Source organism: Clostridium oryzae, assembly GCF_002029235.1.
In the GTDB taxonomy this organism is placed as follows: domain Bacteria; phylum Bacillota; class Clostridia; order Clostridiales; family Clostridiaceae; genus Clostridium_AE; species Clostridium_AE oryzae.
Genome location: NZ_MZGV01000083.1, coordinates 1 through 17,652, shown reverse-complemented (window position 1 = coordinate 17,652; position 17,652 = coordinate 1). Strand labels below are relative to the sequence as shown.

The window sequence follows — 17,652 nt, the reverse complement described above, 5'->3', positions numbered from 1 at the left end:
GTCTTTATACAAGTGTGTATTCTATTTTTTAATATTCTTTTTTGTTATAACGTTCATTATATTTTTAGTTTTAAATATTTCAAGCAATACCTATTCTAGCATAAAAAATAAAAAGATTGATTTTAAATTTGTTCCTAATGAATTAACAGAGTTTGCGGGAAAGCAGATTGCTATTCTTACAGGATTATTGTTTATTACTGGAGCGTTAGGCTTTTTACTTAAAGCGTTAAATATTATTTATAGTACTAATGGTGTAGTTTATGGAGCAGGATATACGGATATAAAGGTTTCATTAGTATTTAATATTATACTTGCCTTAGTTTGTTTTATATGTTCTATTATAACAACTGTAAGCATATTAAAATTTAAATTTAAACCAGTCATAATAAGCGTAGTTTCTATAGTAGTTTTAATGTTAATTCATGATGGAGCTTTTGTATTTACTGAGAAATTTATTGTTAAATCCAATCAAATAGCATTTGAAGAAAAATATATTAAAAATAATATAAAATACACTAGAAAAGCATTCAATATAGATAATATAGACAATGTACAATATTCTACTAATAGTACTTTAGCTAAAGAGGAAATAGATAAAAATAAAGATATTATAGATAATATAAAGATAAATTCTTTTAGGCAGTCTTTAGATTTTTATAACCAGTTCGAAGTTATGAGATATTATTATGGATTTAATGATATAGATGTTGATAGATATAATATAAATGGTAAGTATAGTGAAGTATTTGTTTCTCCAAGGGAAATAAATACAAGAAAGATAAATTATAATACATGGCTTAATGAGCATTTAATATACACGCATGGATATGGCGTTGTGATGAGTAAAGTTAGTTCTGTAACTGAAGAGGGGCAGCCGGATTTTGTTATGAAGCATATACCTATGGAAAATAAAAGTGATATACAGATATCTAATCCGAGGGTTTATTTTGGAGAACAAACTAATGACTATGCTATCGTTAAGACTAAAGCGAAGGAGTTTGATTTTCCTAAGGGCGGAGAAAATGAATATACAAAGTACACGGGTAATGCGGGAATTAAGATGTCTCTGCTTAACAGAATACTATTTGCATTTAAAGAGAAAAATGCTAATTTTATAACATCTAATTATATTAACTCCGATAGTAAAATACTTATCAATAGAAATATTGTTGACAGAGTGAAGAAAATAGCTCCATTCCTCAAGTATGATAACGATCCATACATGGTAATAGCAGGAGATAAATTATATTGGGTTATTGATGCATATACTTATTCTGATAAATATCCATATTCTCGATCATACAATGGCATTAATTATATAAGGAATTCTGTGAAGGTTGTGATAAATGCTTATACTGGAAAGACAGATTTCTATATAGTTGATAAAAACGATCCTATAATAAAAAGTTATAGTGGAATATTTAAGGGATTATTTAAAAGCGAAGATAGGATTCCAGAGGAAATAAAGAAACATTTTAGATATCCAGAAGACTTGTTTAACTTACAGTGCGAAGTTTTAGGTAAATATCACATGACTGATCCTATGGTTTTTATGACAGGTGGAGATTTGTGGCAGGTTGCTATGAACGAGTCTAAAACCAATGAAAGCGGGACAGATGAGAAAAAATCAATAAATGAAGCATCATATTTGGTTACGAGACTTCCAGGAGAAACTGATGAAGAAATGACACTTATAGAATACTTTAACGTAAGAGATAAGGAAAATATGTCGGCTATGCTTTGTGCACGAATGGATGGAGAAAATTATGGTAAACTGATATTATATAAGTTTCCTACAACAGAAACAGTACTGAGTCCATATTTATTTAGAAATTCAATGAAACAGGATGCAACTATATCCAAGGAATTAAGCTTATGGAATACGAAAAAGCTTAGAACAGAATTTGGCGATACAATGATAATTCCTATGGATAATTCTCTGCTTTATGTTCAGCCAATGTATTTGATAGCTAGTGGAAATAATAGTATTCCTGAAATAAAGAGAATAGTAGTTTCAAATGGAAAGAAAGTAGTTATGGGTAAAGATATAAATGAAGCTATTAATTTACTTTTCAATAATGATGAACAAACGGATAATCAGAATAATAATTCTGAGAAGAGTAATGTTGGTACAGAGGCTAAAGATAGTATAAAGGAAATGAATAATGTTTATGAAAAGGCTATGGAAGCTCAAAAGAGTGGTGATTGGGCTAAGTATGGAGAATATATAAAGAAGCTTGGAGAAATGCTTAAAAATAAAGTAAATAGAAAATAAGCTTTATGAATAAAGGTTTTTAAGGCTTATGGTCTATAAAAACCTTTATTCTTTATTTAATAGCGCAAAAAATATCGATATTATTAAAGAAAAATAAAATTTGTATTGACACAATGGAATATCGTTGTTATAATGTTATTTGTCTGATGAATGGAAAGATGGTCGAGTTGGTTTAAGGCACCGGTCTTGAAAACCGGCGTACGGGTGACCGTACCAAGGGTTCGAATCCCTTTCTTTCCGCCATTAAAAATTAAAAAATTTAATTTGTAGGACTTGGAGGAATACTCAAGAGGCCGAAGAGGCGCCCCTGCTAAGGGCGTAGGTCGGGTAACCGGCGCGAGGGTTCAAATCCCTCTTCCTCCGTTCATAAACTCAACATTGTGTTGAGTTTATTTTTTTATACATCTATATAATAATAAATAGGTTATAATTAAAATATAAATGAAGTTTCCGTAATATTTTTATAATTGGGCGGTGAGATTATGAGTTTAAGATTTATATATGGAAGAGCCGGCTGTGGTAAAAGTCGTTATTGCCTTGATGAAATAAAGAAAAGCATGGATAGGGGAGATCAAAATAAACTTATTATGCTTATACCTGAGCAGTATTCATTTCAAGCGGAGAAGAACATGCTCAATATGCTTGGAGTTACACATATTACCAAAGCTGAAGTATTAAGTTTTAAGAGATTATGTTACAGGGTATTTAATGAAGTTGGAGGAATCACTTTAAAGAAAATAAATGATATTGGAAAGTTAATGCTTATATATGAGGTTATAGAGGAGTTAAAAGATGATTTAAGCATATTCAATAAATCTAGTAAGCAGCAGGGTTTTGTAGATATAATATCTGATACGATAAAAGAATTTAAAAGGTATAACATTTCCCCGGAAATACTGGAACATTCGTCAGAAAGTATTGAAAATGATGAATTAAAACTAAAGCTTTTAGACCTAAAAAAAATATATGGGGCTTTTGAACAGAAACTCCACGAAAAATATATAGATGCAGAAGATGAACTTACAATTCTTGCAGAAAAAATAGATAAAAGTAATTTATATAACAATGCTGAAATATGGATAGATGAGTTTTCTACATTTACACCTCAGCAGTATCTGATAATAGAAAAACTATTGAAAAAGTGTAAGAGGGTCAATATAACGTTAAATTGTGATGAGTTGCGCGGTAATAGCGATAATACTGATATTTTTTATACTGTTAAAAATACAGAGAGAAGGATTTTAAGGCTTGCAGAAAAGAATAATGTAGCTTTTGAGAAACCTGTGGATCTTAATCAAAACTGCTGTCAGAGATTTGATGGAGCTGAAGAACTTAAACATTTAGAGATGTACTTTTTTTCTTATCCATATAGATATTACAACAAAGATATAAATAGAATTAAGCTTTATAAGGCACAAAATAGATACGAAGAGATGGAAGTAGTAGCAAGAAATATAATAAGTCTTGTGAGGGATAAAAAGTATAGGTATAGAGACATTGCTGTAGTATGTAGAGAAATAGATGATTATGAAAAGCTTATATCAGTGATTTTTTCAGAATACGGTATCCCATATTTTATGGATAAAAGAAGAGAGATTACTGATAACCCATTGGTGGTATTCATTAATTCTTTGTTTGATATATTCATTAAAAATTGGTCTTATGAGAGCGTATTCAGATATTTAAAGACAGGGATTTTGAATATAGAAAAAGATGATGTTGATGTTATAGAAAATTATGTATTGGCTAACGGTATAAAAGGTAATACTTGGTTTAAAGAGCAATGGGAATTTAAAATTAATTATGATGCTGATGAAACAGAGAAAACTGCCTATGAGATAGAAAAACTGCAGAAGGTAAATGAAATAAAGAAATATATATCAGACCCTATCATAAAACTATATAAAGATATAAAAGGTAGGAAAAACATAAGGAGTATATGCGGCTCATTGTATAATTTTCTGGTTGATGTAAATGCGCTAAATGTTATAAATGATTGGTCACGTTATTTTAAGGATAAAGGAGAAATAGAAAATTCAAATAAATATGCTCAGATTATAGATGTTGTAATAGATACGCTTGATGAAATGGTAGAGATAATGGGTGAAGAGGCAGTTAATATAGATAAATTTAGTAAGCTTTTGAACTTTGGCTTTGAAAAGCACGAAATGGGGCTTATACCTGTTTCGCTTGATGAAGTTATTATAGGAGATATTGCAAGAATTAGAAGTCATGGAGTAAAAGCACTTTATATAATAGGAACTAACGATGGTGTATTTCCGAGAGTTTCTAGAGAAGAAGGGATTCTTTCCGACAGAGACAGAAACCAGCTTAAGGAAAATGGTCTGGAGCTAGCTCCAGATACAAAGATACAGGCTTTTGACGAACAATTTCTTGTATATACTACCCTAACAACAGCATCAGATTATTTAATGATAACTTATCCTATGGCTGATTTTGAAGGAAAGGCTATAAGGCCTTCATCTATAATATCTAAGATAAAAAAGATATTCCCTAAGATAGTTGAAAAAAGTCAACTTGCAAATGAGGCTAATATTTTAGATACTGTAGCATCACCTGGGCCTACCTTTAATGAAATGGTGACAGAATTGAGAAGAAATCATGAGGGTAAGGAAGTAAATGAAGTTTGGAGTTCTATTTATAAATGGTACAATGATAAACCAGAATGGAAGAATAAAGCTGAAACAATATTTAAAGGTCTTTATTATACTAATGAAGCTAAGGAAATAGATAGAGAAAAGATTAAAACATTATATGGAAAACCTCTTAAGATGAGTGTCTCAAGAATTGAACAATATGCTAGATGTCCATTTGCTTACTATATAAAGTTTGGGCTTAAAGCTAAGGACAGAAAAATCTATGAATTTTCATCGCCAGACTTAGGAAGCTTTATTCATACTATACTAGATAAGTTTTCGGAAACTATAAAACTTGAGGATATGAAATGGAAAGAGATTGATAATAATTGGTGTAAGGAAGCTATAGATTTATTAGTAGATAAGGAGCTTAATTCAAGAAACAATTTTATATTAAACAGTTCCGCTAAATATAAATATATGACTGCTAAATTGAAAAGGATACTTACAAGATCAGTAAGTGTAATTACAGAACATATTAAGAGAAGTTCCTTTGAACCAATATCTAATGAATTAGCCTTCGGTACTAAGGGCAAACTTCCTCCTATGATACTCAATTTACCATCTGGAGAAACAGTAGAGCTTATAGGAAGAATAGATAGAGTTGACTCTATGGATTTAGACGAACAGACTTATTTCAGAGTAATTGATTATAAATCCGGTAATAAAGTGTTTTCCCTATCAGAAGTTTATTTTGGACTTCAATTACAGCTATTAGTGTATATAGACGCATTGGTTACTAATGCTGAATACTATATACATAAACAAGCGCTACCTGGGGCAATTTTATACTTTAAAGTTGATGATCCATTAGTTAATGGTTATCCTAATATGTCACAGGAAGAAATAGAAAATGAAATACTTAAGAAACTTAAAATGAATGGCCTTATTCTAAAGGATGCTAGAGTTGTTAAAAGCATGGATTCTGGTATAGAAGGATATTCACTTATTATACCGGCGAGAATGAATAAGGGAGATACTCTTGGAAATACAAATTCAGTTGTAACACTGGAGCAGTTTGATATACTTAGGAAATATGTTAGAGATACACTGGTGCGTTTATGTGAAGAAATGTTAAGTGGAAATATAAGCATAAAACCAATAAAAGAGAATAGTGATACTGCCTGCAATTTCTGTAATTTCTCTTCGATATGTCAATTTGATCCTTCGCTTATTGATAATAATTATAAAACTATAGATAGAAAGTCTGATGAAGAGGTTTGGGGTCTTATGGAACAAAAAGTGAAAGTGGGTGAGAACAGTGGGACAGAACAAGTGGACTAAGGAGCAGGAGAGTGCAATTTACTCTAGAAGTGGTAACTATTTAGTAGCTGCAGCTGCTGGTTCAGGAAAAACTGCTGTATTAGTTGAAAGGATAATCAAGATAATAACGGATGCTAAGAATCCAATAGACATAGATAGGTTACTTGTAGTTACGTTTACTAATGCAGCTGCTGCTGAGATGAGAGAAAGAATAGGAGATGCTATTTCCAGGGAACTTGATGAAAATCCAGATTCTAGACTTTTGCAGAGACAGCTTACACTTATTAATAAAGCTAATATTACAACTATGCATTCATTTTGTTTGGATGTCATAAAAAACAACTTTCATTGTATAGATTTAGATCCGAACTTTAGAATAGCCAATGAAACTGAGACTATACTACTTAAACAAGAAACTCTTCAAGATATGTTAGAAAGAAAGTATGAGCAGGGAGATGAAAAATTCATTAATCTAGTGGATGCCTTTGGCGGTTCGAAGGATGATAGATTTCTAATTGAAATGATTAGTGAACTATATAATTTTTCAATGAGTGGGCCATGGCCTGAAAAATGGCTTATTGAAAAAGCAGAAGAATTTAATGTTGATAGCGATTTTGACATAATGTCTGAAGCTTGGGGTAATGTTCTTATAGAAAGCATAGAAATTGATATATTAGAGGCTTTGGATAGCTTAAATAAAGCTATTAATATATGTGAAACAGCTGAAGGGTTAGAACCCTATCTAGATACTCTTTTAGAGGATAAGGCTAAAGTAGAAACAATCTATCAAGCGATGAAAGGCAGCTTTAATGAAATTTATGAGGCGTTTAATGCATTACAATTTAACACAATAAAAAGATTAAAGAAGGATGCAGATAAAGTTGCTGGGGAAGAAGTTAAAAAAATTAGAGATGACGTGAAGAAAAAGCTAACGGCTGTGGGCAAAGAGACATTCTCAATGTCACCACAGGAGATAGATGACAGTCTTAAGCACATGTATCCTTACATGAAGGAATTATCTGAGCTTGTAATAGAATTTAACGATGAATATTCTGAAGCTAAAAGAGATAGAGGTATTTTGGACTTTAATGATTTAGAGCATTTTTGTCTGGAAATACTGACGGACAAGAAAGAGGATGGCAGTGTAGTACCATCAAATGTAGCTTTAGGATTTAAGGAGAAGTTTGAATATGTTATGGTAGATGAATATCAGGATAGTAATACCATACAGGAAACAATTATTAATATGGTTTCAAGAAAGTTTGGCGAAAATCCAAATGTTTTTATGGTAGGAGATGTAAAACAAAGCATATACAGATTCAGACAAGCAAAACCAGAGTTGTTTCTTGATAAGTATAGTAAATATTCTAAGGAAGAAGATTCTAAGAATAGAAAAATTCTTCTGTTTAAAAATTTTAGAAGCAGACAGGAAGTTATTAGTGCTGTTAATTTTATATTTAAGCAGCTCATGTCAGAGTATGTTGGAGAATTAAATTATGATGAAAGAGAAGCATTAAACTTAGGGGCTGATTTTCCAGAGGCAGATAATGAGAATACTGTAACAGGAGGTCCTGTAGAGGTAAATATAATAGACAAAGAAAGCACAACGGAAGCTCAAGGTAATTCTTACAATGAAACAGAAGATAGCGTAAATGAAGAAGAGCAATTAGATAGGATTCAGCTAGAAGCTAGGTTTGTAGCTTTGAGGATTAAGAAATTAATTAATGAGGAAAGATTTAATGTCTATGATAAGGAACTAAAGAAGTATAGAAGAGTTTCATATAGAGATATAGTCATACTTATGAGAACTACTGCTCAATGGGCTCCTGTATTTATGGATGAATTAAGTGAAAACGGAATACCTGTATATGCCGATTCAAACACAGGATATTTTCAAACTGTGGAGATAAGAACTGTAATGTCTCTGCTTCAGATTATAGATAATCCCTATCAGGATATACCGTTGCTTGCTGTACTCAGATCTCCTATATTTGGTTTTACAGAGGAGGAACTTATAGACATAAGATTGATCGATGAGGAAAAGTATTTTTTCGAAAATATGAAGGATGTAAAACTAAATTACATTGAAAATGATATAAAGATATTAAGCAAACCACTTACTAAAAAAGTAATAGATTTTATTGAAAAGCTTAATGAATGGAGAAATAAATCTGTACATATGCCAATAGATAAGTTTATTTGGTATCTGTATGATGATACATCGTATTTTGGATATATAGGGGCTATGCCTAACGGGATGCAGCGACAAGCTAATTTAAAGATGTTATTTCAAAGAGCCAGCCAGTATGAAATGACTTCATTTAAAGGGTTATTTAATTTTATTAATTATATAAACAAGTTACAAAGCAGCAGTGGAGACATGGGAAGTGCTAAGATACTTGGTGAAAATGAAAATGTTGTAAGAATAATGAGCATTCATAAAAGTAAAGGACTAGAGTTTCCTGTTGTGTTTTTATGCGGCTGCGGAAAGCAGTTCAATCTGATGGATTTAAATAAAAAATTTTTATATCATGAAGAACTTGGTTATGGTCCTGACTATATAGATTATGATAGACGTTTAAGCTTTCAGACATTAAAAAAGCTCACTATTAAGAAGAAATTTAAGCTTGAAAGTTTATCTGAAGAGATGAGAATTTTATATGTTGCTTTTACTAGAGCAAAAGAAAAACTTATCATAACTGGAAGTGTGAATAACATAGAGAAGAGCTGCGAGAAATGGTGTAATTATTCGTCTGGCAGCGGAGAGAAGATTTCAAAGCATGAGGTTATAAAAGGCAAGAATTATCTTGATTGGATATGCACAGCTCTGTCTAGACACAAGCATGGTCAGAAAATAAGAGAAGCTTCAGGAAAACAGATAGATATAATAGAAAATGATGAGTTATCCACATGGAGCGTAAATTTTATTTATAAAACAGATGTGATTGTGGATAAAAATTTGGAGGATGTTGATAACTTTCTTGAGGATGATAGACTTTTTATAAATTTAGATAGCAACGATGTGGAGGAAAAAGAGGTTAGGAGAAGACTAGATTGGAAATATAAATATATAGAGTCTTCTAAAGTACCAGCTAATATAAGCGTATCTGAAATAAAAAGATCTGCTTTGGAAGAGGAAGAGGATGTATTTAATGTATATGATGCTTCTGAGGTGAAAAGGCCTAGATTTCTTCAACAGGAAAACAAATTGTCAGGTGCTGAGCGAGGTACTGCTGTACATTTTGTAATGCAGCATATAAATCTCAATAACACTAGTTCAATAGAAGATATAAAACGAGAGATAGACATTATGGTGAAGGAAAACTTTATTACAGAAAATCAAGCAGAAGCTGTAAAACCTGATAAAATATTTGCTTTCTTTAAAAGTTCTTTAGGGCAGAGACTTTTAGAAGCTAGTAACGTATATAGAATATATAGAGAAGTTCCTTTTTATATAGATATACCAGCTACGGAGGTAAATAAGGAGTTATCTAAAGAAATATACGCTGATGAAAAGGTAAGACTTCAGGGAGTTATAGACTGCTATTTTGAAGAAGAGGATGGAATAGTTCTTTTAGACTATAAAACAGATTATGTAGATGAAGACGGAACTGACAAGATAAAAGATAGGTATAGAATACAAATAGATTATTATAGTGATACTATAGAAAAAATATTGAATAAAGAAGTAAAAAACAAATACCTGTATCTTTTTTATACAGGTGATATAGTAGAAATGTAAAGAGAAATGAGTAAAAAGCGAAGGAGAAATTCAGCTGAGTCTGAATTACGATTAATTATTTTAAACGAAAATTCAAAATCTAACCCAAAAATCGGCTATTTTAGCCGATTTTTTAAGGTACTATCTCTAGCCAGTATTCATCTGGGTCATTTATAAAATAAATCCCCATTTCTTTATTTTCGAAGCATATGCATCCCATTTTTTTATGCTGTTCGTATGCTGCACCAAAATCATCAACTCTAAATGCTAGATGAAATTCATTATCTCCAAGATCATAAGGTTCCTTTCGGTCCCTTAACCATGTAAGCTCTAGTGTATGTTTGGAAGAACCATCACCTAAGTAAACAAGAATAAAGCTTCCATCATCAGCAACTTTTCTTCTGACTTCCTCTAGGCCAAGGGCTTCTTTATAAAAAGCTAAGCTTTTATCTAAATTTAATACATTTATATTATTATGATCAAATTTAAAATTCATTTTATCACTCCTTTATTTTTTATATAATAAGGCATATTAGAGAAAATAACAAGTAGAAGATGCATGTATATTTTATGTAAATTTTCGTTAAGATTTGGCAGTGTTTGAGGCGTAGCTGAGTTTGCCCTAATTAGGAAATTTATGTGTTATTAAAAGGATATAATTATATAATATACGAAGTAATATGAAGATAGCTCTTAAGAAAATACTAATAAATAAACAAGAAAAATAATTTGTGAGAAATAATATGGAAATAATATTTTGTAAATACATAGAGTCAGCTAAAGTGGTGAGTGACCGTAGGAGGCATTTTTCAGCCGACGGAGAGGTCACTCACCACTTATTTTATACCTGTTTCTTGGAACAGCAGCTTCGTTGGCTGCAGTTACAACAGCTGTCTTTTTTGTTGAGATTAAAATAAATTGCTACGGCAGCAAGTAAAAATACAATAAGTAAAATTATATAATCTAGTATATTCATAATATCCACCCTTTTAATTTATAAATAAAATTCCGATACGGTAGATTACAAAAGCAACCAACCAAGCAAAGCCAGTCTGATAGATTATTACCCATAGTGCAGCTTTTACACTGTTCATTTCACGCTTCACAGTACTTATTGCAGCGACACACGGAGTATAGATTAAAGTAAACACAAGAAAAACAAAAGCTGTAAGTGGGGTAAATAAACTTGTAAGTGCATTAGGAAGATTGTTGGTATTAGAGCTAGTGAGTACTGCAAGAGTACTTATTACCGATTCCTTAGCTGTAAAACCAGTAATTAATGCAGTAGCAGCTTTCCAATCATTAAAGCCCAGAGGTGCAAATACTGGAGCAATGAATTTTCCTATATCAACAAGCATAGAGTTTTGGCCATTTTGAGTTACATTTAATCTAGCATCAAAGGTTTGGAAAAACCAAATAATAATAGTTGCGAGAAATATAATGGTAAATGCTCTAGTTAGGAAGTCTTTAGCTTTATCCCATAATAGCAGCAAGACACTTTTAGCACTTGGAAGTCTATAATTAGGCAATTCCATAACAAAGGGAACAGGATTGCCCTTAAATAAATGACTTTTGAATATAAGAGCACTTAAAATACCTAATAGCATACCAAGCACATAAAGGGATATCATAACTAGTGCACGATATTTTTGGAAAAAAGCCATTGTGAACATTGCGTATATAGGCAGCTTTGCACTGCAACTCATAAATGGAGTTAAAAGTATGGTCATTTTACGGTCTCGTTCACTTGATAAGGTACGTGTTGCCATTATTGCAGGTACTGAACATCCAAAACCTATTAACATAGGTACGAAACTTCTTCCAGACAAACCTATTTTTCTTAACAACTTGTCCATTACAAAAGCAACTCTAGCCATGTATCCACTGTCTTCTAACAGTGATAGAAAGAAGAAAAGAATGACTATAGTAGGTATAAAAGAAAGAACACTTCCTACACCTGCAAATATGCCATCGATAACGAGGGAATGAACTACAGGGTTGATGCCATATGATTTAAGTACTGAACTTGTGACATTTGTCAAATATGTTATTGCATCAGCCAATATATTACTGAAGAAACTTCCAATTACACCAAAAGTGAGCCAAAAAATGATCATCATTATCGAAAGAAATATAGGTATAGCGAGATACTTATTAGTTAATACGTTATCTATCCTTACACTTCTTAAATGCTGTTTACTTTCTTTAGGTTTCACTACTGTGTCTATACACAGCTTTTCAATGAAATTATACCGCATATCTGCTATAGCTGCTTTTCTATCAGTATGGAGCTCTGTTTCCATTTCAACAATGCTGTGTTCGATAGTTTCAATTTCATTTTGAGATAGATTCAAAGAATGAAGTATAGGTTTGTCGCCTTCAACAATTTTAGTTGCTGCAAATCTTACTGGAACAGCTATCCTTTCAGCGTGGTCTTCGATAAGATGTGAAATAGCATGAATGGATCTATGAACAGCACCAGAACAAAAGTCTTTTCGCTGAGGTTTCTGTTTTAAGGAAACAGTTTTTATCGCAAGCTCTATTAATTCATCAATGCCTTCATTTTTACTAGCTGATATTGGAATAACAGGTACACCGAGTTCTTTTTGCATTTCAGATATTTTTATAGTGCCTCCGTTAGAACGTAGCTCGTCCATCATGTTTAAAGCTAAAATCATAGGAATATCAAGCTGAATAAGCTGGAGACTTAAATAAAGATTACGCTCTATGTTAGTAGCATCAATAATATTAATAATTCCGTCGGGTTTTTCATTTAATAAAAAATCTCTTGTAACTATCTCTTCACTCGTATATGGCGCAAGAGAATATATACCAGGTAAATCTACTACTGTAGCTTCTTTATGGCCTCTTATCACTCCGTCTTTTCTATCTACCGTAACTCCTGGAAAATTGCCCACATGCTGATTTGAACCAGTTAATTGATTAAATAGTGTGGTTTTTCCACAGTTTTGATTACCTGCAAGTGCAAATATCATTAACTAAGCCTCCTTCTCAATTTCTATACTTTTTGCATCGTCAACTCGAAGAGTGAGTTCATAGCCGCGAAGAGTAACCTGAATAGGATCTCCCATAGGTGCTATTTTTCTTAATGCAACCTTGGTACCTGGCGTCAACCCCATATCTAGCAGTCGGTCACGCAGTGCACCACTTCCATTTACAGCATTGATTTTGCAGCTTTGACCTGCTTTTAATTCATTAAGAGTCATAAATAAAGCACCTCTATTCTTGATATAATATATACATATTAAAGTTATTAGAATTGATTTTCATTATTAATTCATGTTGATAATGATTACCATCTATAATTAATTTACAACAAAACTATATAAAAATCAACAAATAAAATTATTAATGATATAATGATTTTAATAGACTAAGGTGGTGATATTATTATGAAAGAGTATAATGTTAAGGTAAATTATTTATATAATAGTGGTTTTACATTAGAAACTGATAATTACTTTTTAATATTTGATTACTTTAATGATAAACCGGATGGTCAGCAGCGATGTATTGAAAATGGAGTAATAACAGAGAAAGAACTTAGGCTAAACAAAAAAATAATTGTCTTTTCATCACATAGCCATCCTGATCACTTCAATCCTATAATATTAAAATGGAAAGATATAAGACCTGATATAAAATATATTCTAAGTGATGATATAGATGTAAAATTGTCAGAATCAATTACCTTAATTGGTGCATATGATCACATAGATATAGATGGTATATATGTAAAAGCTTATGGTTCTACAGATATAGGAATATCATTTTTTATAACTGTAGAAGGCATGAATATTTTTCATGCAGGTGATCTTAATTGGTGGTACTGGTGGGATGATACTAAAGAAGAAATCCAGAAGGCTGAAAACATGTTTAAAGAAGAGATAAGAAAGATAGAGGGAAATCATATAGATATAGCATTTTTTCCAGTAGATCCAAGGCTTGAAAAAAATTATTACATGGGCGGTAAATACTTTATTGAAAAGCTTCAACCTAATATCTTTATTCCAATGCATTTTGGGGAAACTTACGACATTATTTCAAGGTTTAGAGGTGCCGTGGGAGAGAGAGTAACAAAAATAGTAGATATAGATAAAAGAGGACAAAAAATATTATAAAATACATAAATAAAAAGGGGCAAATTAAAATGGTAAATTTCAAAGATGAAGTACTAAAGTTACAAGGTGAGGTAAACAGTCTGGTTCTTTATGAAGATCTTATTGGGGACAGCGTAATCAAGATGATTTTAAATCTTGAGAATCGAAATAAGATTTTAAAAAGTTTAATTGATGAAGCTGAGGAAAAGGGATATACAGGCGATTTGTGGAAGAATCATATAATTGGATTTATTGAGGAAACTAAAAATCCTTTTTCATTAGCAGCAGAAAAGGGGTTAGTAAATAAAGAATCATCGATATATAAACTTGCGATTCTTGACTTCAAGCATCTTATAAATATATATAAATTTGATATATCTAATCTTTTTGGTGAAGATGAAGCATTCATATTGAAAAATTACAATAATTGTTCAATTAAAAACGAGGGAATTTATATATTACAAAAGATATTAGAAAGTGGCAATCATACAAAAATTACGGAGTATTTTACGAAGTTCTATTTTGAAAATGGTTGTGGTTTATTAAATAAGTACAAGGCTTTCAGATATGATGAAAAGCTAGGACTTGTTGGAATTAAGGGTAAATGGGAAGAAAAATTTGAAGATTTAATAGGATGTAAAGATCAGAAGAATACACTAATTAGTAATACTAAAGCATTTTTACAAGGAAAGCCAGCAAACAATGCTTTGTTATATGGAGATAGGGGAACAGGTAAATCATCATCAGTTAAGGCACTTATTAACGAGTTTGGTGACAAGGGGCTAAGACTCATAGAAATAAATAGGCATCAGCTTAGGTGCTTTAGCGAAGTGATAAACATTATTAAAAATAGAGGATTGCACTTTATAATATTTATGGATGATTTGTCCTTTGAAAACTTTGAAACTGACTATAAGTATCTTAAATCAGTTATAGAGGGCGGACTTGAGGGAAGACCGGATAATGTACTCATATATGCTACATCAAATAGAAGACATATAATAAAAGAAACTTGGGAAGATAGAGAGGGAAAGTATGAGGAAATAAACAATGGAGAGGCAATTCAGGAAAAACTATCTCTTGTGGATAGGTTTGGACTTACAATAATATACCCATCCCCTAACCAAAATGAGTATCTAGATATTGTTGAAGGAATAGCTTCAAAACTTGATATAAACATGGACATGGAAGATATTAAGAAGGAAGCACTTCAGTGGCAAATGTGGCATAACGGCCGTTCAGGAAGAACCGCAAAACAATTTATAAATAACCTTTTAGGAAGAGAGTAAAAAGAGTAAATAGAAAAGAGTAAAGTGAAGGAAGAAATTCTTCTATGCCGAATTTTCACCATAATTTTTCTCTTTTCTCTCTACTCGTTACTCTTAAATTGTGTTATTTTTTGTTCTGATTAGACATAGCAATGGCCTTTTCAGTGCAGCTTTCCATAGCTGCAATAACTGTTCCTCTGAAATTGTTTCTTTCTAAAGTATAGACAGCATCTATAGTTGTTCCTCCAGGAGAACATACCTTGTCTTTTAATGAGCCAGGATGTTCACCAGTTTCTAATACCATTTTTGCAGAACCTAATACAGCTTGGGCAGCAAATTTATAAGCTTTATTTCTAGGCATACCTCGTAGAACCGCCCCATCAGCTAAAGCTTCAATAAACATGAATACATAAGCAGGAGAAGAACCGCTTATAGCTGGAATAGAATCCATTAATTTTTCATCTATTACTTCTGCTTTACCAAAGCTTTCAAATATTTCAATTACGTTATTAAGTTCATCAGAAGATATGTTAATGTTTTTACAAAGTGCACTCATGCCTTCGCCAACTAACGCAGGAGTATTAGGCATAACTCTTATTATCTTTTTATCATTTCCAAATGCACTTTCAAGATAACCTATGCTTATTCCAGCTGCAATACTAACAATTATCTTATCTGAAGTAATTGTAGAATTGATTTCAGTTATTAAGTCAGAGAATGAATTAGGTTTAACCGCCAGAATTAGTATATCAGAAAAATTTGATGATTCAACAGCACTTTTTGTTGTATTAACATTGAAATCTTTTTTTACATCCTCAAGTTTAGAATCGTTAGGATCTGCAACTATAACATTTTCTGGCTTTGCAAGACCAGATTTAATTATACCTCCTATCATTGCCTGCCCCATATTTCCACAACCTATAAAACCTATTTTTTTATCCAATACAAAAACCTTCTTTCTAAATTGAATCTTTATTTAAAATTTTTAAAGCTGCATCTTTTAAAGTGTGGAATTCATTTAATTTAGAATCTTCAAGCACTAAATCAAGAAGTTTATTTAATACTATACCAACATCTTTACCTGGTTTAACGCCCAGTTTTATGAGATCATTTCCATTGATATTTAAATCTTTTAAGCATATTGGCTGATGCTCTTCTAATATTTTATTAATTTTAGTTTTCATATCATTTATGCCCGAAAAGTCGTACGGAGGAGCGCTCCCTTTAACATCGGCCACTTGTAATGAAAATAAAACGTCTAAGTTTTCTTTTTCTACTTTAGTAATTAATTTCTTTATTCCAGACATTTTAAATTTGTTATATCTTGTCATATGGTAATGAATTAATATAGAAACTTTCTTAATAGTGTTATTATCAAACTTTAATCTTTTTAATATTTTTTCTGCTAAATCCATACCTTTATATTCGTGACCATAAAAATGACCAATATTCTTTTTATCTATTGAGAAAGTAGAGGGTTTTCCTATGTCATGAAATAGGGCTGACAATCTCAATGAAAGATCTGCTTCTGTATTATCTAGAACTGTCATTGTATGAGTATATACATCCATTGTGTGATGAGGATTTTTCTGATTAAAACCAACCATAGGCAATATTTCAGGAATAATATATTGCAAAAGTCCAGAAATACGTAAATTTTCTATACCTTTAGATGGAACTTTACATAATAATATTTTGCAGAATTCCTCTCTTATCCTTTCAGCACTTACATTTTGTATTAACCCACAATTATTTTGTATAGCTAAAAAAGTGTCGTCATGTATTCTAAAATCTAGCTGGCAGGAAAAACGAATTGCTCTTATCATTCTTAGGGCATCTTCATTAAAGCGGTTATCAGCATTGCCTACGGCCATAATAAGCTTATTATTTAAATCATTTAATCCATTGAAAGGATCTACTAATCCATTAGATTCATTATAGGCCATAGCATTTATTGTAAAGTCTCTTCGACTTAAATCATCAACTATATTATCGGTAAAGACTACACTGTCCGGATGTCTGTTATCAGAATATTCGCCATCTATTCTATAGGTTGTTACTTCGAAAAGTTCATTATCTATCATTACTGAGATGGTTCCATGCTTTATACCTGTTGGAATTGTATGAGGAAAAATTTTAATTATGTCTTCTGGAAGAGCCTCTGTAGTTATATCCCAATCATTAGGCATTCTATCTAGAAAACAATCTCTCACACAACCGCCTACGGTATAAGCTTGAAAACCGCTAGTCTTTAGTTCATCTATTATATAATTAACCTTTTGAGGTATTTTAATTTCCATAAGAACACTCCTGTTATGTTATATAAAACACAAAGTATACTGTAATC

General features: G+C 31.5%; 11 protein-coding genes and 2 tRNA genes. 7 read left to right on the top strand and 6 right to left on the bottom strand.

Annotated elements, in window-relative coordinates; all coding sequences use genetic code 11:
• From CLORY_RS20395 to addA, 5 genes are all read left to right on the top strand, one after another.
• A partial coding sequence (locus CLORY_RS20395) for a UPF0182 family protein (RefSeq protein WP_079428008.1) occupies window positions 1-2,275 on the top strand: 2,275 nt, incomplete at its 5' end.
• A gap of 152 nt (window positions 2,276-2,427) precedes the next feature.
• A tRNA-Ser gene (locus CLORY_RS20390) sits at window positions 2,428-2,518 on the top strand.
• 32 nt (window positions 2,519-2,550) lie between these two features.
• A tRNA-Ser gene (locus CLORY_RS20385) sits at window positions 2,551-2,638 on the top strand.
• 119 nt (window positions 2,639-2,757) lie between these two features.
• Window positions 2,758-6,216: a helicase-exonuclease AddAB subunit AddB gene (gene addB / locus CLORY_RS20380; RefSeq protein ID WP_079428006.1), complete on the top strand. Its 3,459-nt coding sequence runs from the start codon at window positions 2,758-2,760 to the stop codon at window positions 6,214-6,216.
• Entirely contained in the window at window positions 6,194-9,937 is a 3,744-nt protein-coding gene (addA, locus tag CLORY_RS20375; RefSeq protein WP_079428004.1) for a helicase-exonuclease AddAB subunit AddA, read from the top strand. The genes addB and addA overlap by 23 nt, the downstream gene beginning before the upstream one ends.
• Before the next feature lie 112 nt (window positions 9,938-10,049).
• On the opposite strand, the gene CLORY_RS20370 is transcribed toward addA, so the two are convergent.
• The 4 genes from CLORY_RS20370 to CLORY_RS20360 form a co-directional block, all read right to left on the bottom strand.
• Window positions 10,050-10,412, bottom strand: a complete 363-nt coding sequence (locus tag CLORY_RS20370; RefSeq protein WP_079428002.1) for a VOC family protein — start codon at window positions 10,410-10,412, stop codon at window positions 10,050-10,052.
• A 345-nt stretch (window positions 10,413-10,757) separates the two neighbouring features.
• Window positions 10,758-10,892, bottom strand: coding sequence for a FeoB-associated Cys-rich membrane protein (locus CLORY_RS23105; protein WP_139376109.1), 135 nt, complete (start codon window positions 10,890-10,892; stop codon window positions 10,758-10,760).
• 13 nt (window positions 10,893-10,905) lie between these two features.
• Complete coding sequence (feoB, locus tag CLORY_RS20365) at window positions 10,906-12,912, bottom strand: ferrous iron transport protein B (protein ID WP_079428000.1); 2,007 nt, start codon at window positions 12,910-12,912, stop codon at window positions 10,906-10,908.
• A 3-nt stretch (window positions 12,913-12,915) separates the two neighbouring features.
• On the bottom strand, window positions 12,916-13,143 hold the full coding sequence (locus tag CLORY_RS20360) for a FeoA family protein (protein ID WP_079427998.1): 228 nt from the start codon (window positions 13,141-13,143) through the stop codon (window positions 12,916-12,918).
• Window positions 13,144-13,329: 186 nt separating this feature from the next.
• On the opposite strand from CLORY_RS20360, the gene CLORY_RS20355 reads away from it, so the two are divergent.
• Together CLORY_RS20355 and CLORY_RS20350 are read left to right on the top strand one after the other, a co-directional pair.
• On the top strand, window positions 13,330-14,058 hold the full coding sequence (locus tag CLORY_RS20355) for an MBL fold metallo-hydrolase (RefSeq protein ID WP_079427996.1): 729 nt from the start codon (window positions 13,330-13,332) through the stop codon (window positions 14,056-14,058).
• A 29-nt stretch (window positions 14,059-14,087) separates the two neighbouring features.
• On the top strand, window positions 14,088-15,326 hold the full coding sequence (locus CLORY_RS20350) for an ATP-binding protein (RefSeq protein ID WP_079427994.1): 1,239 nt from the start codon (window positions 14,088-14,090) through the stop codon (window positions 15,324-15,326).
• A 103-nt stretch (window positions 15,327-15,429) separates the two neighbouring features.
• Here the strand turns inward: CLORY_RS20350 and proC are convergent, their stop codons facing one another.
• A complete protein-coding gene (proC, locus tag CLORY_RS20345; protein ID WP_079427992.1) occupies window positions 15,430-16,248 on the bottom strand; it encodes a pyrroline-5-carboxylate reductase in 819 nt (272 codons plus the stop codon).
• Between the two features lie 16 nt (window positions 16,249-16,264).
• Window positions 16,265-17,605 carry a CCA tRNA nucleotidyltransferase gene (locus CLORY_RS20340; RefSeq protein ID WP_079427990.1) on the bottom strand — a complete coding sequence of 447 codons (1,341 nt, stop codon included), beginning with the start codon at window positions 17,603-17,605 and terminating at the stop codon, window positions 16,265-16,267.
• Window positions 17,606-17,652: the final 47 nt, after the last annotated feature.